We start from the raw sequence: 22,035 nt of genomic DNA, 5'->3' as shown, positions 1-22,035 counted from the left end.
AGACCAACGTAGACATGAACCAGACCAACGACGGCCAACTCGCCCTGCGCACGGTGCTGCTCACCAGCGTCACCATGGTGGCGTTCGCGTCGAACTCGCTGCTGTGCCGGCTGGCGTTGCAGCACGCGGCCATCGATGCGGCAAGCTTTTCCAGCATTCGCCTGGTGTCGGGTGCGGCAATGCTGGCCGTCCTTGTGCGGGCCGGTGCCGGACGGGCGGCGCCTGCACGGGTCGACTGGGCGGCCGCGGCCATGCTGTTCACCTACGTCGTGTTCTTCTCGTTTGCGTATCTAACGCTAAGCGCAGGCACCGGCGCACTGATCCTGTTCGGCGCGGTGCAGCTCACCATGCTGGCGGCCGGCGTGCACGCAGGCGAGCGGTTCGAGCCGCTTGGCTGGACGGGCTTTGCGCTGGCGCTGGGCGGCCTGGTCTATCTGGTATCGCCCGGCGTGACGGCCCCGACGCCGCTGGGCGCCGGGTTGATGACGGTGGCGGGCGTCGCCTGGGGCGTGTATTCGCTGCGTGGGCGCGGGCTCGGCAACCCGCTGGGCGCCACTGCCGGCAACTTCCTGCGCGCCGCGCCCATGGCACTTGCCTTGAGTGCCGTGCTGTACGGCCGTGCACACGCCAGCCCGGCCGGGATCGCCCTGGCGCTGGCCTCCGGCGCACTCACCTCGGGCATCGGCTACGTGATCTGGTACGCCGCGCTCAAGGGGCTGTCGGCGATCCGCGCAGCAGCGGTGCAACTATCGGTGCCACCGATTGCGGCATTTGGCGCAGTCCTGTTCCTGGCCGAGCCGCTCACGCCACGGCTGGCCACGGCCTCCGCCGCCATCCTCGGCGGCATTGCCCTGGTGCTGACCAGCCGCACCCAGCGCAAGCGCGCTGAAGCCGCATCCCAGGGCTAGACGCCATCCGAAGCGGTTACAATCACGCCTTTCCGTGAACGACGCGCACAGCCCGGATTGCGCTGTGTTGCCGCCTCCCCCGCGTCACGCAACCCCTTGATTTAGAGCCTTTTTCGCCATGAGCCTCCAATGCGGCATCGTCGGTCTGCCCAACGTCGGCAAATCGACCCTGTTCAATGCCCTGACCAAAGCCGGCATCGCCGCCGAGAACTACCCGTTCTGCACGATCGAGCCCAACGTGGGCGTGGTGGAAGTGCCGGACGCCCGTCTGCAGGCGCTGGCCGACATCGTCAAGCCCGAGCGCGTGCTGCCGGCGGTGGTTGAGTTTGTCGACATTGCGGGCCTGGTGGCGGGCGCATCCAAGGGTGAAGGCCTGGGAAACCAGTTTCTGGCCAACATTCGCGAGACAGACGCCATCACCCACGTCGTGCGCTGCTTCGAAGATGAAAACGTGATCCACGTGGCCGGCAAGGTCGACCCGATCGCCGACATCGAAGTCATCAACACCGAACTGGCGCTCGCTGACCTGAGTACGGTCGAAAAGGCCCTGCAGCGCTACACCAAGGCCGCCAAGTCGGGCAACGACAAGGAAGCCGCCAAACTGGTCGCCGTGCTGGAAAAGGCCCAGAAGGTGCTGGACGAAGCCAAGCCTGTGCGCGGCTTGAACCTGAGCGACGACGAGTGGGCGACGATCAAGCCGCTGTGCCTGATCACGGCCAAGCCGACCATGTACGTTGCCAACGTGCGCGAAGACGGCTTCGAGAACAACCCGCATCTGGACGCCGTGCGTAACTACGCCGCCCAGACGAATTCGCCGGTGGTGGCCGTGTGCGCCGCCATCGAAGCCGAAATTGCCGACCTGGATGACGCCGACAAGGCCGAATTCCTCGCCGACATCGGCATGGAAGAGCCGGGCCTGAACCGCGTGATTCGCGCGGCCTTCAAGCTGCTCGGCCTGCAGACCTACTTCACCGCCGGCGTGAAGGAAGTGCGCGCCTGGACGATCCACATTGGTGACACGGCCCCGCGGGCCGCTGCTGCCATTCACACCGACTTCGAACGCGGCTTCATCCGCGCCCAGACGATCTCGTACGACGATTTCATCCAGTTCAAGGGTGAACAAGGCGCCAAGGAAGCCGGCAAGATGCGCGCCGAAGGCAAGGAATACATCGTCAAGGATGGCGACGTGCTGCATTTCCTGTTCCATTAACAGGTTTTCGCCTCGGATATACGTTTGACAGAATGCGCCAGCATGGACACACTCCGTGTGCTTCCGTGCGGCGCCTCCACCCTGAAGTAAGGGGGTGTGGACATTCACCCCAGACTCACTGGCCTATGGACATTGAAATGGGACAGTGAAGTTGCCGAGGCTCTCCCGCTGGGAATGCTCGGGCTATCACAGCTCCCTCCTCCGCCTGCCACGTTCCTCAAAGAACGGCCATCTCCCTAATTTCTAACGACGAAAATAAAACGGATTCCATCCAGAAAGCAGCCCGGCGCGTCGGGTTTTGCAGTTCACGAACTGCATACATTGCGCCAGATGATCATCCGCCCCCAAGAACGCTTGCCTGTGTGGTTCCAGCACGTCGGCATCACCAAATAGCTGCGGCACGCCCGCAATTCCACCCGTTCCATTTGCCATCTGGCAACATTTGTCGGAGTCGTTATCTATGGCCGATGAATATGCGCCAGTGAGTCTAGATTCAATCCGCGGCCTCTCCGCCTGTCCGGTCGTATCAGGCCCCTGAGCGCGAAGAATCCAGCGCGATCGCCGCCACGCTCTCGCTCGACACCACTACGCCCGTGAAAAGCCGAGAGTTGTTGACCCGTTGAATGCCACCGGACTCGACGATGACCTTAGCATCTAGCCCTCGATGTAGCATGAGGAAACTAATAGGGAGGCACATATGGCGGACCAAAAAGAACAAGACGACCGGAAGGTCACTGAAGGTGAGACTCCTGCGGATTTCCTAACGAAACTGAGCAAGGCACTTTGCGAGAAAGACGGCATGGACGTGGGCCTAGTCGACATCCTCACTGAACACGTGCTCACCACCGCACCGAACACTAACGCTGTTGTTCGGGCCAAGGAGGCGATCCTGAAACTCGCCAGCGAACGTGCCAACTTGCCGAAGTAAGAGGTGGCTGGTGGTTGATCCCTACTTCCTCCTGTCGCTGGAACTTGCCGGTTTTCGCGGCTACCTTCGGCCGAAAGTGTTCGATTTCAGTAAGAAACGCTGCCTGGCAATCTTTGCACCGAATGGCCATGGCAAGTCCAGTGTCGTTGATGCGCTCGAGTTCATGCTTTCTAGGGATGGAACGCTCGAAAGACTCGGACAGCGCGCGATCAACAACCAGGCTGGGCCTGTGGCACTAGCGCACAACCTAGCCGAAGAGGCGAAAGTGCAGCCGAAGGTCACGATCAAAGTCATCTCAGGCAAGAATGTCACTGAAGGCAGCCGTCTCGCAATCGGAGCGAAGCGGCCCATGCCTGCAGTCGCTTCGACTTTGAACGCCTGCTTCACGGTGCCTCCAATAATTCGGGGGCACGCGCTACGCGCTTTCGTCGAGACTCACACGCCCGAACAGCGCTACGCAGATGTCGCAAATTGGCTTCAGCTCGGCCCCCTAGTCGAGGTGCAGAAGAACATCCGAGCGCTACGCACGCAGGTGAAGTCTGCGGCCGAGGACGAGGCGGCGCTGCAGCGCGTCGACACCCAGCTCTCCAGAGAAACGAGTCATGTGGTGAAAGCTTGGGATTCGGCTGCCGTACTTGGATACATCAACGCGTCGGTACTCGCTCCACTCGATCCGAAGCTCAGTCTAGCTGAGCTTTCGGCCACCGATCCGGTCTATCTCGAACTAGAAGCACGAGCTAAGGCAGAGGAAAACAAGATTGGACTCGCAGGTCTGCGCCAAATCCATAACGCGGCTGCCGCGCTGTACGAGATAGTGACAGACACCGAGAAAGGCGAGACCTTCCTTCAGGGTGCGATTCCGGCGTTTGAAGCCGCTGTCGCGAGACTTTTGGCCGCCGAGACAAAAGAAGCTGAAGAGCGCGGCAAGGCAGCAAACACAGTGTTTCAGGAGATATGGAAAGTCGCAGAACCGCTTTTCGCCGAAGGTGCACAAGCGATTGATGTTTGCCCTGTCTGTGCGACACCCATCGCCGACACAGTCTCTGGCAGCCCGCAAGGCATCCGGTCGCACATTTCCAGGCACATCGAAGAGCTCGCGGACTATGCCGCCGCCAAGAAGACGCTTGACGGGGCCAAAACAGCAGTAAATAAAACTCATACCCAGCTGATAGCCGTCCTGCCAGCGCTGATTGGCGTAGTGGGTACCGATGAAACGCTACTGAGAGCCGAGCTTGTTGCTTATCAAACAGGCATCGCCGAGTGGTCGCAAGGCTCCGCCATGCCACCCTCCGCCACCGTTGTCACAGCGATTGGCAACTTGCTGCCCTCGCTCAATCAAGCCATCGCTGACATCGAGTCAAAGCAGGGGGACCGCACTTATATCAAGGCGAAGGCGAAGGTCGATCGCGTAGAGGAACTGCAGTCTGAGCGGGAACTTGCATTGAAGACTCGCGAGGAGATCTCGAAACTCTCGGATGCTCTGACGGTGCAGGCAGCTGTAGTCTCAACCGAAATCCGCAGGAAGTTGCAGGCCCTTCTCGACAGGCTCCAAACGCCAATGAACAGGATCTACGAAATGATTCAGGGCGTTGGGGCCCCGCCGATCCGACTGGAGCTACCGGCTGAAGATGATACGAACCAGCAGCGCCTCAATCTTCTAATCGACTTCGCCAAAAATCGTACAGGTGTTCAGCCCGGTGGCTACTTGAGCGATTCCCAGATTCATTCAGTAGCGCTGGCGCTTAGAATGGCGGCGGTCAAGCAGTTCAACCCCGGCGCCCCTATCATCGCGCTCGACGACATTGTTACCTCCTATGATGCCGATCATCGACGCAATATCGCCGGGCTTATCGCCACAATGTTCGGCGACTGCCAGATCCTTCTCACCACTCACGATGAGCGCTTCTTCAACTACTTGAAGGATCAGCTCGAAGCGAAGACGTGGCATTTCACTCGGATTATTGGTCTTGACCCAGCTTATGGTCCGCGTTTCGCCGATCATAAGGTCAGCGACGAGATGATCGAAGCGCGATGGGCGCAGGGTGAATCGGCGGCAAATGAAATGCGCCAATCGGAGGAGGAATGGCTCCTTGCAATTTGTAGAGAATTTGGGGTCAGCGTGCGGATTCGGCCCACTGATCGACCATATGCCTACGAGCGCAGCGAGTTGGCATCAGCGCTAGCAGGACTGCTGAGAGATGCTAAATTGGTGCCAGCGCCGGTACCGGGAGTGAACAACCGGTTTCTCGATAGTTTGGTGAAGGGCGAGATTGAGAATTTCGGTAGCCACTTCCAAGATGGACCTTATGGTGCCGGTTCGATCGGCGACGAGAAAACACGCTGGGAGGAATTCAAAGCCTTTCGCAGCCAATTCGCTTGCAAGAAATGTGGTCGAAGAAAGTTCCATCGTCCGTTTCCTCTGAAAAAACCCGTCTGCGCTCATGACGGATGCGAGGCGCAGTTCGAGTTTGCAACTGCCGCGAGTTGAAGACGCCAAGCCATGCGAACAATCACGCGTTTTCTGCGCCGTGAACCCGAACCAGCCACTGCCGGATGCGCTCCTGAGCCAGCTCATCATTGATGCCGCGCGCCGAATCGAGGAGAAGGAAATGATCCGTCAACTCCCCAGGCTCACGACCAAACTTTGAGGCGCCGTAAGCGGAATCATCGATTGCCAGCCAGTTCTTCAGGCGCTTCCCGTAGGCGTAGGAAACGATAACATCAGTACGACCAGCGCCGCTGTGCTCGTAGCTCAAACGAGGCTTAATGTCCTTCGTCGTATCGACCACTCGTTGTGCGAGCTCCGGCGGTAGGTAGGAAATCACTGCATCGACAGACAGCGTTTGCAGCCAGGACGTTGTGAGGACGATTTCGACGGTTGGATACGGCCTCAGCATCTCGATCAACAGCGAAGCAAATTCGAACAGTTGGCGGCCTGAGTCCAACGTTATCCGTCCATCGTCGTCGAGCAGTGCCTGACCAGCATGCAGGGTCCCGTCGTAATCCAGCAGAATCGTCGGCGTCGTTCGGTCCAATACGAGTGCCGGCGATGTCTTGCGCTCGGACGCTGGTGAGAGGGTACGCACCACGGAATCCCAGTGCACCTTATGCCCCAATGCCCACAATGCTTCGATAGCGCTGTCTTTCGGCATGACCAGCATGGGGAGACCGAGCGCTGTCAGCACTTTGAACAGAGAATCCGTTCTAACTGGCTTTCCGGCTTCAAGCCTGACCAGCACCGAAGGTGAAACTTTTGCGCCGTAAGCAGCCTCGACGAGGCTTAGCCCAAGCGCAGACCGCCGACTCTCGACGAGTTGACCTAGCGTTTGAAGGTTGATCGCCAGTGGAAGTGAGGTGGTCGCAGGCGAAGGTGTGAGCATGGTTTCGGCTGCACCGCTTCGGTCCGGTCAACGGCACGAGTCAGATCCAGCGGCAATGGTGATCCTTAGGTAGTACGCGTGTCGACCGGTTCAAGCGAGTCATGAGGTTGCGCACCGCACCCTTGCGCGGGAAGCTGACCTCACCTGTAGCTAACTGACCTAACGCTCGCTCTCCACTCGGTCACCCAGACCGCGCCCGTGTCTGCCTTGGGTTGCCCTGGAAGGCACGGATGGATCGCACCGTCTTGTCCTTCGCAACTGAACCACTGCACGCCGCCTGCCGTGTAGCTGTGCAGCGCCGTGATCGGATCAAGCTGACTGCGGCTCTCTGCTTTGCCAGCAAGGACAACTTTGTAGACGCGGCAAGCACCATGGCCGAGGTATTCCACGATCTGGAGCAACTCTTCTGCAGATGGGACCAAGTAGGCACTCAACAGCGAATCGGCGCCGCGATCGCCACGATCTCGCTCGATCAGAAAGCATGGCGACTCAACCGTGATGGCTACGTAGCGCCATGGCTGATAAGGGTGTACCAAGTGCCGTCGAACAGCCTGCGATTCCTCGCACCCAAATTCAGTGAGCAACATTCCCAGGAAATTTCTAGAACGCCAGAGGTGCCATTGCGCGACGGCTACATCGTCACGCGCTCCAAGTGCCGCCCATCGTATTGACCTCTATAAGTGACAATTCTGCCGCAAGCCATCGATTTTGTCACTCATAGGGCGTGGCCTGATAGTGATCCACTTCATAGAGTCTCTTTCCTTTAGGGGAAGGAGATGCGAGAGCGAGACCCACTGATCCTCTTTGGCAAAAGAGTGGCAGCACTGCGAAAACAGAAAGGGTGGTCACAGGAGAAGCTCTCGCTCGAGAGCGGCATCGCGCGTAGTTACCTTGGTGGGATCGAGCGAGGACAGCGAAACATTGCGCTGCTCAATATCGTGCGCCTTGCGCGGACGCTGGGCGTGTCAGTCTCCGAGCTTTTCATCTGGCCTATCGAGCCGTAGACAACGCCCCACCTCTGCACCAGCCTACCAGGCAGCACGCAACTGCCTCAGACAATCGCGTCATTGTCGCCACCGCGCGCAATCCTTAGTGAGGCCAACGCGCCCGAGCGTGCATTTGCGCCGGACCCTTCGCCTACGAAGCACTGCCACACGGCGGCCTCTCAAATCGCCCTTGGCAAGAATACTTGCCGCCTCGGCTGACCGGCGTTCAACCCGCCCTGTCTTGCAGATTGCCCCCAACGTTCATCTGACCCAAAGTCCCAATTCCAAATTCGAGCGACGAAGATCGCATTCATGCCGCTTCAACAAAACAGCAATCGATACATAACAAATACAGATAATACAAATAGAATCTTTTATTTTAAGTTGATTTAAAAGAATTTTCATTGCACAATACAAAGAAATCTACAATGCCGCCCCCCGCACTTCATGAGCCGTTTTGCGACGAACTTCGTCACCGGAGCACGCGTGGGCATAGCCTCATAGTTCCGGGGTGCTGGGCTCATGTCTCAAACGCCATCTATCTACACGCTCCCCATCCTCCGCAATACGCAGGTTGCTGATGAACCGGCGCCTGGACGCATCCCAGTAGACCATCAGGTTAAAGGGGAACGGGTCAAGTATTGGCGCGAGTTGCGCGCCTCCAAGACGGTGAAGTGGGAGACGTTCCCACACTTCCCCCTGGTGCTCAATGCCGACGGATCACCGTGGGCCCCTGCCTGCATGTGGTTGTTGGATCGTGCGCGGGCCAGGCCCCACAAGGTGTCCTCGCTCAATCCCGTTGCGCAAGGGCTGCGGGCCTACAAGGAGTTCCTCGATGAATTTGGGCTCCACTGGGATGACTTCTCCGCGGTCGACAAATACCTGCGTCCTACCTACCTCTACAGGACCCACGTCCAAGGTCTAATTAACAGCGGCGTCCTCAAGCACAGCACGGCCAGTAGCCGCATGCACGCGGTGGTGGGCTTCTACCGGTTCCTCATGGAAGACGAGCGACTGGGCTTCCACCCTCAAAACGCCCCATGGGTTGACCGGACCATCGGCCTTGAATACCGCGACAGCAAGGGCTTCAAGCAGATCAAGGAGGTGACGACGACCGACCTGTCCATCAAGGTCCCCAAGCGGGACTACGCGTGGGATCGCCGAATCAATGACGGCGGAAAACTGCTGCCGTTGTCCCAACACGAGCAGAAGACGTTGATCAAAGCGCTGAAGCAGCTCGGCAATCGCGACTACGAGCTGATGCACTACGCCGCGCTCCTGACCGGAGCCCGTATCCAGACCGTCCTGACACTGCATTGGGGCGATTTCGTCACGCCGCCGAGCCAAGTCAACCAGTGGCCGTTCAAGCTGCAATGCGGACCAGGGACCGGTATCGATACCAAAGGTGATGTGCCGGATGTGTACCTGTCGGTGCAGAAGGACCTTTACGAATGGCTACACATCTACGCTGTCTCTGACCGTGCAAGGTCTAGACGTGAGAAGTCCATCCGCAAGCAGGACCCGATGAACTATCTGTTCCTGTCCAGCCAGGGTGGCCCCCATTACGAATCCAAGGCTGATCGCAGCGCCCGTTGGGATTCCGCCGAACGGCCGCTGAAGCGCTCATCTCCAGCGGGGCAGAACCTCCGGTCCTTCATCACCGACTACGTGATCCCTGAAATCCGCAAGACGATCCCGGACTTCCACTACCAGTTCCACGACCTGCGGGCCACATTCGGAGTCAATTGGGTCGACGCGGTCACAGAAAACCAAGACACGCGCCAGCGCTACCTCTGGGCTCGGGATCAACTGTGCAAACTCATGTGGCACAAAAGGCCAAGCACGACGGATCTGTACATCGACTACCGCCAGCACATTCAACACCTCGAAAAAGCGGAGGCTGACTGGAACCGAAATCTACTCGACCTCATTCGGTCAGCCTGACGGTGCGAAGGCCTACAACGACAAGGAACAGAAGACCGGGAAACCATCATGCATGAATCCAACTGGATCAGCACGGGCGGCAGCTACCCTAGTGGTCTGCCTCGCCTGGCGTTCCCTTTAGAGGGAGCCATGCCCGATCTCTATGTGCCTCAGAGCACGATTCTGCAGATGTCGGATGGTGCCCAGACCCATGCCTACCTGTGGTGCTACCTCGAGCGCAAGGTAAACGGCAAGAGATATCGATTCAACCCATCCAGCTTGTCTGCGCAGCGGGTCGAGGACATGCCTCGTGCCATTGAACGCCTGTCCAAGCGTTTCCGCTTCGACAATGCCCGACCGAGGTCAGTGCATGACGACTTGGCGAATGGCCTTTCCAGGTTCTTGAATTGGGCCGATGCCCCAATGCACCATGGGAAATTCGAATCGATCCTGAGCGACCCGGATCTCGCCCTTGAGGCGCTCCAAAAGCACCACAGCTACCTGCGGCAGCGCATGCAGGCGAATCACACAGAGAAACGTATCAATGCGCCTGGGGCATCGATGCAAGACACCGGCGCCATCAAGATGATGTCCGTCATCCACGACCGGGAATACGGCAACGAGATCGAGGCCATTAAGAACGTCCGCGGTGAAGGCGTCAAGGCTCCCAAAACGGAGGACGTGGCTGCCTTCATGGCTTGCGCACAAGGGGTATTCGACTCGGTGGCTCGGATCGTTCTCGGCGACCCACGTGAGAACAACGACTACGCCTCCCTCGACGAATTGCGTTGGCAGTCGGGCGCTCAACAATGTTCGGCCCCAATCCCAACCGGCACCCACACAGAACGTGTGATGGAACTCGGGTGCATGGCCTATGCCGCGCTGTGCATTGGCGACTCTGGCGCCAACCTCGCCCCGATCCAGTCCTACGAAGAGCCCAAGGACTTGCATGAGCAACTGGCCAACCCGGAAAGGCTCAACCTGCGCCACAAGGTCATCAAGTTCCGGGCCGGAGGCAAGGAGGTGCCGGTTCATTTGACTTCCACCACCGTGACCCGCCTGCGGTCTTACCTGCGCCTTCGGGAAGCCCTGCGCCTGCGGTTCGACTGCCCTGAAATCGGTCCGATGTTCATTCAATGCAGATACCCCCACGCATCGGCCCAAGCGAGGCCTCTGGGAATTATCCCGCTGCCCCAAAGCTTCACCTCTGCATTGCGCAGCAGGTTCAGTGCCTTCGGCATCAAGCTACCTCCAGTGACGATGCAGCAGTTGCGCGCCTACAAGGCCGGCAAGGTTGTCAAGGAGCACAGCCCGAAGGTAGCGGCTGACTTGATGGGACACTCGGTGAGCACAGCCATCCGCAGGTACAGCAAGATCACGGATGCTGAGTCGAGATCTGAAATGGCCCCCTTCCTGGCCTCCTTGACCTCGGTAGTCCTGACCCCCTCGGAGGCAGGCGCCGAGTCGTCCAAGCGTGTCATCCCGATCACCGCCATCCCGGCCGGAGGCTGCGAAGACCACGGCCAACCCGAGGCTCTGTCTGACAACCCGCTGGTGAAGCCAGATTGCAGAAAGACAGAAGGGTGCTTTTTCTGCAACAAGTTCCACGTCCACGCCGACGAAGAAGATTGCGTCAAGCTGATGTCGTGCCGATCGGTGCTGGAACGACTGGCTCCGACGCTCGGTGACTCAGGCGCTGCTGAATTGGTCTATGCCGTCGTGATCGAGCGCATCGGCGCCCTGCTCAATGAGATCAAACGAACCAATCCTAAGGCCCATGAGCAAGCTCGCGTGGCGGTTCTGAAAGAAGGTCGGCTCAGCCGTTACTGGGCCAGCAAGCTCCAGCAACTCCACTTACTGGGCCTGGTGGCACCGTCGTCCGCCCTGGCCTGATCGCGAGACACCACACTCACCCTCAACCTCACCGAAACCTACCTGCAAACTACATCCTATGCAAAGAAGCGATCTGGCGACACCGACCACCACCTCGTCTGACTCTTTGCAGGCGAGGGAGGCAAACCGAGGTCGCGTCCAGTTGCCGGAGAGTGTTCCCGGAGGTCCCGGCGGGACACCCGAAGCTCCCCAGGTAGAGCCCTACTTCGATCCTCAGATGGTCGTGACTCTGGACCCGGACGGAGAGCCTTTGAGCCGCTACGGAGACAGAAGGTGGGATCTGAGATCGATGAGCACGGACGGCGGGCAAACACCGTACTTTGTGCCCTTCTTTGAGGCGCAGCCCCTGTTGGTTCCGCCGGAAATCGACAGACCCGGCCTCGCTGCTTTGATTCGCGAGCAGCAAAAGGCACTGCTATGGTTGTACACGGATGCGGGACAACAAAGGGCTCAGAAAACGACACTATATACGGGTCGCGCGATGAACCGGCTGGCCCGAGGCGCATTCTGCCGCGGAATCTCGCTGTTCGAGTTGTTCTGCGATCCTCAGGTGCTTGGCGAAGAGGCGGCGGAACTCAACAGCGGGTACGCAAAAAGCGCTCGAGCCCTGCTCAGGACACTGTGGCGCCACCGTGACTTCCTCAAGGTTGGGCTGGACGTGCGTTTGAAGCAACTACTTGAGGTCATCAAGCAATCCGCCCCAGCGGATGCAGAAGGCAACCAAACGCCTATCATCCCATCGCGTATCTACTGCACGATCCTGGCCGGCTTGCTAGGCAACTTGGATGAAATCGAGCGCGGCCTGGACATCCTGCTGGATGCGTACCGGCAAGAGCGTGCTTCCACGCTCAATGCGCCAAGAGGCCTGACCGAAAGCCAACTTGGTTTGCATCGCGATAAGCAACTCCAAGAGGTGCGGGAGGCCATGCGGGCCAGGGGATGGAACAAGGGAAGCCTGCATGCATTTATCGCCGGCGAGATCGCCGACGCTCAGCTTAGGCTGATGAACCTCGTGATCGCCTTCACCGGCATGCGAATCGGAGAAGTTCAAATCCTGCCGCTCAAGGGGGTCCTTGAGGAGGTAAAACACCGTGACTCGGTGCACCACCTGATCAACGGATACAGCCACAAGCTCAACGGTGGCAGAAAGAAACCTGCCAGTTGGGTTACCAGCCGCGAGGGACATCGGGCAATCTTGCTGGCTCAAAGAATCGCCTCGACCATCCTGGAGGTACTAAAAAACGGGGACCCCACAAAAAATGACGCCGCCTTGTTGTTCTGCTCAACAGCCAACCCTTACCGAAAGCAAAGTCTCTCGAGCATCTACAAGCGTCTGCGCGGCAAACTGACTTCTGAGATCTGCGCTGTCACTACCCAGGCCGACATCGACGAACTCAACGCAATGGAGTTGGAGCGGAACTGGCTGCGTGAGGGGATTGAGGTCGGCAAACCGTGGCCGCTGACCTTCCACCAATACCGTCGCAGCCTGTCGGTGTATGCCCATCGCTCGGGCATGGTAAGCCTACCGGCCCTCAAAGGACAGTTGCAGCACATCACCGATGAGATGCGTGCGTACTACAGCGATGGGTTCTGCCGGGCGGTCAACCTTGTCTTCGACAAGGAGCACTTCAGCCATGAGTGGAACGCCGCCAAGTCAGAATCGAGCTTCCTGGCCTACAGCTTGGCCTTGCTGTTCTCGGACGAAGACCTGATCGGCGAGGTCGGTGGACGGGGCGCGGCCCGAATGCTGCAAACGGTATCCAGCCGTCCCAAGGAAGAGACACTGAAACTCTTCCGTGACGGCAAGCTGGCCTACCGTGAGACCGTCCTGGGCGGTTGCATCGCCGTGGAAGACTGCAATCACACGCCACTGGAACCCATCCCTTGGGACTGCCTTGAAAAGGACTGCACCAACGCGGTGGTGTTTGAAAAACGCCTGGGGCAGCTGATCAAAACGCAAGAGACAGTAGTCGCCACGCTGGCCAGCACAGAAGCGGGCGGCGTTGAACACCGCCTGGAAGCCGATCACCTGCAAGTGCTTCTCAAAGCCCGCAAACGCCTCACTGAAGCCGTATGAGCGCCAAGATCCAAGTCGACAAATACTTCGCTGCCCTGGAGCGTCTGAAGGCACGTGGCGAGCCCATCAGCAACGATGCTGTGGCGCTGGAGGCCGGCAGCGGCCGGGGCAGCATCAAGAAGTCCAGGCCTTCCTACGCCGATCTGATCGCGGCAATCAACGCGGCCGCCAAGCAGCAGGCCGAGACCAAGATTGCCTCAGATCCTGTGCCCGGTATGCGCGCGGACATCGAGGATCTGACAAGGAGACTGGACCAGTCCCTCGACAGAGAGGTGGCTCTGTTGCACGAGCTTTACGACCTGCGCGCCGAGGTCAAGCAATTGGCGGAAGAGAACCGATTCCTAAAGCTCGGCAGACTCGTCCCGGTGCAATGACCCTATTCAAAAGGCAAAAGGGGTATCCGCATTTCGTGGTTGATTTGTCATTGTGCAGCGCAGCGATGGCATATAGATTTTGACGGCCGCGAAAGTCTCAGAACGGCCATCTGGTGTCGTTCGCCTTCAGGCTCAGTCGGTCATTCAAGCGGCCGTTTCGCTCATTGAGCGGACCTTCTTGCCAGGATCCGCTCATCATGTTCGCCGGCGAACGACCCCATCAGGCGATTGCCTTTGATGGCTGGTATTTGCATCGGCCCACTGTTGCCAACGAGCGACACACCCTCACGATGGGTGGCATATCTGACGGCATTCGTATCAACTCGCGCAGCCTAATGCTGCTCACCTATCCTTTGGGCCTTCGTCCCTCGACGCTGGCCGGGAACCGCGCACCACATCACCGACGGAGGCGGGCCACGCCTCCCTCTCAGCACTTTCTCGCCATCACTCCGGCGACCACCCCGACAGCGTTTGTCTATTTTCGTTGCCGCCGTCGCAGGCCTTTGCCGGACGGGCTGATTACGGCTTTCCCTGCCTCGATGATGAGATTAATTGATGCTATAAACAACGGAAGTCGATAGATACTGGTTCTTATCGCCTGCGACGGCACCGAGTATTCTCGCTAAAGCGTTGGGTTATGGCTCCCATCTGGAGGTCGAAATAGAGGAGCCAACCAAATACCAAAAACAATTCTCACTCTCGCATATGAGCCAGAATGCTGTAGCGACCGGCGGGCCCAGTCAGGATGCCCTTGTGAACGTCTGCGTCGAGAGTTGGCGCTTCATCAAGGTTTATCAGCGCCTGCTGACTAAGCTTGACGCGACCGAAGCCCAACGATACCAAGGCCAAGTTCGGTACTTCCAGAAGCAAATCGAAGACAATCTCGCCAGACTTGACCTCCGCCAGGTCGAATTTGATGGGCAGTCATTCGATACCGGTTTACCCGTCACCGCCATCAACCTCGCAGATTTTGCTGCCGAGGACCGTCTTGTCATCGAGCAAACGATCGAGCCCGCCATCCTAGGCCTTCATGGCCTTGTCCGAATGGGATCCGTTACCGTGAAGAGGGCCGCTTGACTATGACCAAGACTTACGTCGGAATCGATCTCGGCACGACAAACAGTGTCATCTGCTCCTACGATGGTGAGGAGCTCAAGCTCTATAAGAGTCCTGAGCAGCAGGACGTTACCCCATCTGCGATCTACCTGGACAAACGTAGCAAGTACTTCGGATTCCGCGCCTATCAATCGGCTGCACGCTCGCCGGACAACGCCGCCATTCTTTTCAAGCGACTGATGGGAACATCAACACCCATCCAGATTCCAGCGATGGGCCTCACCATGTCGCCTGAAGAGTGCAGTGCCGAGATACTCCGTGTCCTCTATTCCTATCTGCCGGAAGCGGTCCGGAATGATCCAGAAACAGGCACTGTAATCACGGTGCCGGCGGCGTTCAATCAAATGCAAAAGGACGCGACCCTCGCCGCCGCCGAAATGGCCGGAATCGGTCGCGTCGCGCTGATGCAGGAGCCGGTCAGCGCCGTCATGAGCGTCATGCGCACACGCAAGTCCGACGGCATGTTCCTAATCTATGACCTCGGCGGTGGGACACTCGATATTGCGTTGGCCGAGAGCGGCTCAGGGCGGGTGACATTGCATGAGAACGGCGGCATCGCGATGAACGGCGGGCGGGACTGGGACCGCGCCATCGTCGACAATGTCATCAAGCCGTGGCTCCTGGAAAATTTCGCGCTACCGGACAATTTCTCTACACAAAAGAAGTACCAAGGCATGATGCGGCTGCTGGCGTACCACGCTGAGCAGGGCAAGATCCGTCTTTCCGCCTCTGGCTCCGCTGAAACGCCCATCTATGTACCGGACGCCGAGATCCGAGTTCAGGACGAAAACGGCGAGGACATCTACCTCGACGTCACGCTGTTGCAGTCTGAGTTGGACCGGCTGATTGCAGATAAGGTCAACGAATCTATCGAGGCAGCTCGGGAAGTCCTGTTCCGAGCGCATCTCACGCCAGACCAGGTCCAGCGGGTTGTCTTCGTCGGAGGGCCCACCCAGTATCGCCCGCTACGCGAGAGAGTTGCTTTTGAGTTGGGCATCGAAGGCAATACTGACGTCGACCCGATGGTCGCGGTAGCCGAGGGAGCGGCGATCTTTGCGGAAAGCATCGACTGGTCATCTCAAACGCGGGGGCGCAAATCAAGCCGCGGCTCGATCGCTTCGAAGACAGGCGACGCGCAGATCAGCCTGAACTTCCAAGCCCGGACGCCGGATGTAAAAGCTCGCCTCGGAATCGCCGCCAAAAATGTTGCTGACGGCGCGACATTTCAAATCGATAGCCTGGATACTGGGTGGTCGTCGGGGCGCATGGCCCTGACCGACGGGGCGACGGCCACACTTCCCCTTGCGAAGCAAGGCGACAACCGATTCAAAGTCTTCGTCTTTGACCCGCATGGCGGTCCAATGCCGCTGCCCGTGGACACGATAACCGTCGCACGCACGACGGCTAGCATCGATGCCATCCCGGCGTCTCACTCCATCGGGGTAACCGTCAAGGACCGGATCGGCGGACAAGTCGGCTTCGAGTACCTCGTCAAGGCTGGCGATGCGCTCCCGAAGAAGGGGCGCAAGACCTTCCGCGCCGAACATTCACTGCGGGCCGGAGCCACCGACGCTCTGCGCATTCAGTTGTGGGAAGGAGAAATCGAGAATCCTCCTACCGACAATCGGTTGATCGGGACGCTGAAAATCTCCGGCAGCGATTTCGATGAGGGGGTCATCCAAGCGGGCGACGAACTGCAATTCGAGTACGAGGTCGCCGACTCAGGGAACATCATCGCGACGGTGAGTGTGCCGAGCATCACCGGAACCTTCAACGGCCATAGCCTCTATTCCCGGCAGGAAGGCCAGATCGACTTCACTCACGCCGGCAAGCAGGTGGAGGACGACGTCAAAGGGATGTTGGAACGCATAAACAGCGCAGCCGAGAAGGTCTCGGACGAGAAACTGGACCGTGCACGAGGCAAGCTTGAGGAGGCACGCGAGCGCGTAAGGGAAAGCGCAGACCCCGAGGCATGCAAGCAAAGCCAGGATCAGGTACTGGAAGCTCGCCGGCTTTTGAGCAAGGTGCGAAAAGAACACCTTTCCGATATGCGAGCCGTCGAACTGGAGCGCTTGCGGCAAAGCTTTGACGCTCTTGTGCGAGATGTGGCGACGCCAGCCGAAGTCACGGCCTTCTCCAATGTTGTCCGTTCAGCAGAACGCGTGATCGGTACTAACGATGGTCAGTTTGAACATCTGCTAGAGAATGGCTGGGATTTGGCCCGCAACATCCTATGGAAGCATGACGGATGGATCGTGGACCTTTTCCACCTCCGCCGGGACGAAGCCCATATGTACAGCGATCAAGCGCGCTTCGAGCAACTGATCGCCCTTGGTGATCAAGCTCTTCGTGGCAATGACATCCCGACTTTGCGGCAAATCTTGGGCGAACTGAGCCTGATCCGTATCTACTCGGCAAATGACAGCGACATGCTCGCCGGCGTGAATATTCTGCGAGGCTGACGATGCATATGGTTCCCTGGCTGCCCCGGGGCTTCACCCTGCCCGGAGGCCTGGTCGTTGCCAAGCTGGCCGCAGATTCTGAGACCGATTCGTTTCAGATCTATGAGCTCGCTGGCGAAGCCGGCCACGCCTTGATCGTTGATACCGGACTCGCCCAGCAATGGCTGGATGCCAAGCTCCTGGAGGAAGGCGCGTTCCACAAGCTGGCGTATGGGGATAGCGAGTACTACGTGTTCGTTTCGGAGAAGCGGTACATTCTCGAACGACTCGACGCGGCTACCAAACCAGAAGACCCTAACCACGGGATCGCCTTCGCCTCCGCTTTACGCCGCACGCGCGAAAAGCTGCCTGATACGGTGCTATGGGCGGCGATCTACCTCGAGAAGTTCAGCATCCTCCTGCCCACTTATGAGTCTACCCGTCAGGTCACGGATGACGTTCTCCTTGGGCGCTACTTGACTGGTGGCGTGGAAATTTCCGCGCTAGCGACTGCACGCTGCTTGCAACTCCTGCGACCAGGGCTGACGCTCGATCAGCTTCGCGCTGTAACCGTGGCAGCCGGCCTTACGGTGACTTCCGACAACGCGTCGTTACTATCAGAATCGGACGAGACTGGCCACGATGCTCCCCTGTCCCTTGGAGAGCCCTTCCGGCTGCCAGGCCGGCCTGTGCTCGAAGAATTCTTCAACGATCACGTAGTTGACCCTGTTCGACACGTCGAGCGCTACCGAGCCTTGGGAATCACCGGTCCCGACGCGATCGTTCTTCACGGCCCGCCTGGATGCGGTAAAACCTATGCCGTAGCGGCCCTGGTTAAGTATCTGGGTTGGCCGGTTTTCCATTTGGATGCGAGTTCTATCGGCTCGAAGTACATCCACGAGACAAGCCGAAAGGTTGGCGACATTTTTACCCGAGCGATCGAGCAAAAGCCCTCTATCGTCGTGATCGACGAAATGGAGGCATATCTGGCCGATCGGGAAACAGGTGGCGAACACCGGGTGGAAGAAGTCGCCGAATTCCTTCGACGAATTCCCGAGGCGATTGAGAATCAGGTCCTCATCATCGGAATGACCAATCGCGTCGACTTGATCGACCCTGCAATCCTCAGGCGCGGGCGCTTCAGTCACATCGTCGAGGTCGGCATGCCGAGCCAAGTAGAGGTCCGCGGCCTGCTGGATGAACTGCTGTCGAAGCGCGCCCACAGTTCGTCATTGGATCTGGACCAGCTCGCGGGCAATCTGGCCGGCCGCCCCGTCTCTGATGTCGCCTTTGTCGTGCAGGAAGCCGCTCGGCTGACAGCGAAAGCTGGCAGGCAGCAGATTGACGACGACGCAATTCAGCGGGCCGTCGCAGACCTCGACCGCAGCACAAGCACTCCTAAGACCCACAAGCTTGGCTTTGTATGACCACCAGCCTCCTGGACTCGCCCTTTTATGTTCTACGCGCTTCCGTGCGGGACGACCGGCAAGCGCTCATCGACAAGGCTGAAGAACGCAGCCTGATTGCGGACACCGAGGTTTGCAACGACGCGCGCACAACCCTAACTACGCCTCGGCTACGGCTTAACGCCGAGCTGAACTGGTTGCCAGGCGTTGCCCCCCGCCGCGCGCAATCCCTCGCTGACGTAGCGCAGCAAGACGCGTTGCCGATTGTCGAGATCAACGGGATACCACCGCTTGCCGCTTGCAACCTCGTAGCTGCCTGGCTTACACCTCGGAAGAGCCGAAACGAGAAGGAAGTTGCCGTCGCCCTGGAAATTCTCTCGAATCGCTTCCAGTGCATCGATACGCACGAGCTCCTGTTGACGGTCAACGAAGATAGAGAAGCCGCCGGCTTCCCGGCCGTACCTGGCACCGAGCAAATCGATGACCTCCTACAGGCTCGCCGCGCGGATTTTTCGCGAGTCATGCGCGACGGCCTAGCGCAAGTTGAGCGCCCTGACAGCGTCCTGACCGGAATTGTTCGCGAGGAAATGAACGGCAGGGATGCCGCCTTGACCACCCTCACCTCAGATCTTGTGACCCAGTACGAGGCAGGTGTTCAGCAACACTTGGATCACCTACGAGATCATATCGAAACGTACTGCGAACACGTGATTGACGCACTCGATGGCGTCAACGGCTACTCTTCGCGGGCTAAGCCGCAGATAGACGATCTCGAACGCATGCTCCGCCTCTGGGAGCAGATTGCCAGCCCACTCCTCTTGGCTTCCACGGCGCAGGGAAAGGATGAGCCGAATACTCGGGCCGTCACTGCATCATTGCGACGCATGACGCTGAAAATGGTCAACGACCATAACATGGTGGCCGAAGGACAGCGGCTAACAGAACTCCAGCGCGAGCTCTTTTCTGGTCTGACGCTCTATAGCGAGCAGCTTGACGAAGATGTGGCCGCACTGGACAACCTTCGCGAGGGCGAAGAGCGTCGTAAGGCGGAAATTGCCGAGTGGGAGGAGAAAATTACGCGCCGCATACCGATCGGCGATCGGATCCTCAGCAGCTCTCCTGATGGGATTTCATATCAGGGCCAGACTTTCCCACTCGCAGACATCACGAGCGTGCGCTGGGGTATCTTCAAGCAGTACTACAACGGCATCCGGACCAATAGGAAGTACACCGTATGGATCCAAAGCGGACAACAGACGATGCAAATCGAATGTGTCACATTTATGGAGTCAGAGGAAGCAATACAGGCGCGCTTTAGCGAAGTCACCCAGTTGCTTTGGGACACGGTGATGGTGCGTCTGATTCAAGAACTGCTACATGCTCTCGCACGTGGCGAGATGGCGCACTTTTCCGGTTGCTCACTTTCACGTGACGGCGCTGTTCTCCAAGAGCATCGCCTCTTCGGCAGCGGTCAGTTAATCCAGTGTGGCTGGGAGGATCTGAGGTGGCAATCGGGAGCCGGCAGTTTACGACTCCTGTCTGCGAGCAACAAGAAGGTCTATACCGACCTTGCCTATCGCGACACACCCAACGCTCCCGTACTAGAGGCCGCTCTAAATTACCTGGCCAAGGACGGCAACCTCGCCAAGCTACTGCGCGGCGAACTCCCATAAGGGTCTGGCATGAGCACAGAATCTATCGACGGCTTCGCGCGGATCGGCGAGCGGGTGGCACGTGCCATTGCGGACCACCCCGCAGACAGCATCCCTAAGCGTTCGGAAACGGGGCCGCACGCCACAACCGAAGCGCCCACGCGCACACCGCGCGAGGAGCACGACTCAATTCCGGCTTACGCCGGATCGGGCAGGACAGCCGCATCGAATTGGAAAGCATTTCGAGCCCCTCTGATAGCTGTAAGCGTCATCGTCTTTTTCGTGGTGATCTCGAACTTTAACAATGGGGCGAAAGAACAGCCCGCTGGCCCCGTTGACGCCAACGTCCCGGCAGCATCGCCCTCAACAGCAGTTCCACCCTTCCAACAACAAGCCGCGACTTCTTCAAAGCCCTGGGAAGATACTTCCTCGCCAGCGGCGGTTGACGACTTCAAAGAGGACATACCACTAAACCCGGGGCAGACCTACACCCAGGACCAGTTGCGTTACTGCAAGTTCGAAAGAGTACGACTGGAGCAAATCCGGAAGCTGGTTGCAGAAACATCGAAGTATCAGGTCAATCAGTTCAACGCTGCCATCGACCAATACAACACACTCTGCGGGAGCTTTCGATACCGAGAGAGCGATTTGGCTTTCGTCGAAGCACAAGTCGCGCGAAGAACCCCCACCCTCATACAAGAAGCGGGAGCGCGCTTCGCAAACTGGAAGCGACTGGAAGACGCCGCCCGCGGGAGTGGGCCTACGTACCCTTACGGCGCGGGGTCGCAGCCGACGAGGGACACCATTGATCCGAGCACCGCGCAACCAACTCAAGCACCGCGACTATCGTCGTGCCTTGGACAATCCGTTGTCATCAATTTCTACAGCGAAGATGATCGGCAGGAAGCGATGCACGTCGCACGATTGGCAAGCAGTGCGGGCATCATTGTCACGGACGTAGAGAACGTCGTCGCTTCTGCAGAGGCGCGCGGTAGCAAATCGCCATATCGCTGGAAGCGACCGGCTGTCGTCATGCATGAGCCGCTTTCCCAGTCGGAATGCGCCGCCGCATTGCTCACAGCAAGTGGACTCGCAAACGGCGTTGCACGCCCCTTGCCCAAGAATTTCACCGGTACACCTGGAAAGATGGAAGTTTGGCTGCCCGCACCTGCGGGAACCCTAGCGGAGGCGAGGTAGCAACTCGGTGCCGACCGATACCGTAGCAAACTGACCGTAGCCACCTAACTTCAGTCGTTCGAAAAGTGCAGCGCAAACGTCCGAGAAGGGTCGGAATGCGCCGATCGAGCGACGCAGCCATGGCCCTTCTGCCATGCAGCAAAACACGGCGGCATCAACCATGAAGCACTGAGACCCTCCAATGCCAAAAATCCATTGCGGTCGACCACTGCCGCCGCCGAAGGTCCGCCCTTGCACCCGCCCCGCGGCGGCCGCGCGGTCGGCCCACGCAAGGGCTCTGAGAAGCCTCAGCTCGATGGACACTTCAGGCTTTGAAGTGTCCATATCTACCTGCCATACGGGCGACACAATGCATCACCTAAGTTATTGATTGCTCAGCCATTCCATATGTCCACATGCCCCTAGACCTGTTAATGGCCTGCAACGTCTGATCAGGCAAGCACAACGAAAGAGCCCCGCAAATCACTGCGGGGCTTTTTTTAGGTTCTTCGAACAATTCCGTGGGCCTGAATTGCCACATTCCGTATGCTGACGCCGACTAGGA

General features: G+C 58.6%; 16 protein-coding genes. 15 read left to right on the top strand and 1 reads right to left on the bottom strand.

Annotated features, from left to right (window positions below; genetic code table 11):
* The first annotated feature begins 14 nt into the window (after positions 1-14).
* From PSUB009319_RS21245 to PSUB009319_RS21230, 4 genes are all read left to right on the top strand, one after another.
* Entirely contained in the window at positions 15-908 is an 894-nt protein-coding gene (locus PSUB009319_RS21245; protein ID WP_124384159.1) for a DMT family transporter, read from the top strand.
* A gap of 118 nt (positions 909-1,026) precedes the next feature.
* Entirely contained in the window at positions 1,027-2,118 is a 1,092-nt protein-coding gene (gene ychF, locus PSUB009319_RS21240; protein WP_124384158.1) for a redox-regulated ATPase YchF, read from the top strand.
* A 697-nt stretch (positions 2,119-2,815) separates the two neighbouring features.
* Entirely contained in the window at positions 2,816-3,046 is a 231-nt protein-coding gene (locus PSUB009319_RS21235) for a hypothetical protein (RefSeq protein WP_124384157.1), read from the top strand.
* A 10-nt stretch (positions 3,047-3,056) separates the two neighbouring features.
* Positions 3,057-5,534, top strand: a complete 2,478-nt coding sequence (locus tag PSUB009319_RS21230) for an AAA family ATPase (protein ID WP_221620977.1) — start codon at positions 3,057-3,059, stop codon at positions 5,532-5,534.
* 22 nt (positions 5,535-5,556) lie between these two features.
* On the opposite strand, the gene PSUB009319_RS21225 is transcribed toward PSUB009319_RS21230, so the two are convergent.
* Positions 5,557-6,426, bottom strand: a complete 870-nt coding sequence (locus tag PSUB009319_RS21225; protein ID WP_124384155.1) for an HAD domain-containing protein — start codon at positions 6,424-6,426, stop codon at positions 5,557-5,559.
* 230 nt (positions 6,427-6,656) lie between these two features.
* Here PSUB009319_RS21225 and PSUB009319_RS21220 point away from each other — a divergent pair, with 230 nt between their 5' ends.
* The 11 genes from PSUB009319_RS21220 (at position 6,657) to PSUB009319_RS21170 (ending at position 21,491) form a co-directional block, all read left to right on the top strand.
* The gene (locus PSUB009319_RS21220; RefSeq protein WP_124384154.1) at positions 6,657-7,097 is read left to right on the top strand and encodes a hypothetical protein; all 441 of its coding nucleotides are present in this window, start codon (positions 6,657-6,659) and stop codon (positions 7,095-7,097) included.
* A 105-nt stretch (positions 7,098-7,202) separates the two neighbouring features.
* Entirely contained in the window at positions 7,203-7,430 is a 228-nt protein-coding gene (locus tag PSUB009319_RS21215; RefSeq protein ID WP_124384153.1) for a helix-turn-helix domain-containing protein, read from the top strand.
* A gap of 504 nt (positions 7,431-7,934) precedes the next feature.
* Positions 7,935-9,356 (top strand): site-specific integrase, encoded by a 1,422-nt coding sequence (locus PSUB009319_RS21210; RefSeq protein ID WP_124384152.1) that lies wholly within the window; start codon positions 7,935-7,937, stop codon positions 9,354-9,356.
* A gap of 48 nt (positions 9,357-9,404) precedes the next feature.
* Positions 9,405-11,228 (top strand): hypothetical protein, encoded by a 1,824-nt coding sequence (locus tag PSUB009319_RS21205; RefSeq protein ID WP_124384151.1) that lies wholly within the window; start codon positions 9,405-9,407, stop codon positions 11,226-11,228.
* Positions 11,229-11,517: 289 nt separating this feature from the next.
* The gene (locus tag PSUB009319_RS21200) at positions 11,518-13,305 is read left to right on the top strand and encodes a hypothetical protein (RefSeq protein ID WP_260393100.1); all 1,788 of its coding nucleotides are present in this window, start codon (positions 11,518-11,520) and stop codon (positions 13,303-13,305) included.
* Entirely contained in the window at positions 13,302-13,679 is a 378-nt protein-coding gene (locus PSUB009319_RS21195; RefSeq protein ID WP_124384150.1) for a hypothetical protein, read from the top strand. Before PSUB009319_RS21200 ends, PSUB009319_RS21195 begins: the two co-directional genes overlap by 4 nt.
* 630 nt (positions 13,680-14,309) lie before the next feature.
* Entirely contained in the window at positions 14,310-14,756 is a 447-nt protein-coding gene (locus PSUB009319_RS21190; protein ID WP_221620976.1) for a hypothetical protein, read from the top strand.
* Positions 14,757-14,758: 2 nt separating this feature from the next.
* Complete coding sequence (locus tag PSUB009319_RS21185; RefSeq protein ID WP_124384148.1) at positions 14,759-17,257, top strand: Hsp70 family protein; 2,499 nt, start codon at positions 14,759-14,761, stop codon at positions 17,255-17,257.
* An 8-nt stretch (positions 17,258-17,265) separates the two neighbouring features.
* Positions 17,266-18,663 (top strand): ATP-binding protein, encoded by a 1,398-nt coding sequence (locus PSUB009319_RS21180; protein WP_185453518.1) that lies wholly within the window; start codon positions 17,266-17,268, stop codon positions 18,661-18,663.
* Positions 18,660-20,315, top strand: coding sequence for a hypothetical protein (locus PSUB009319_RS21175; protein WP_124384146.1), 1,656 nt, complete (start codon positions 18,660-18,662; stop codon positions 20,313-20,315). The genes PSUB009319_RS21180 and PSUB009319_RS21175 overlap by 4 nt, the downstream gene beginning before the upstream one ends.
* 9 nt (positions 20,316-20,324) lie before the next feature.
* The gene (locus PSUB009319_RS21170) at positions 20,325-21,491 is read left to right on the top strand and encodes a hypothetical protein (RefSeq protein ID WP_124384145.1); all 1,167 of its coding nucleotides are present in this window, start codon (positions 20,325-20,327) and stop codon (positions 21,489-21,491) included.
* Positions 21,492-22,035: the final 544 nt, after the last annotated feature.

This window comes from Ralstonia sp. SET104, assembly GCF_003851545.1.
GTDB lineage: Bacteria > Pseudomonadota > Gammaproteobacteria > Burkholderiales > Burkholderiaceae > Ralstonia.
This window is presented reverse-complemented; position numbering and strand designations above follow the sequence as displayed.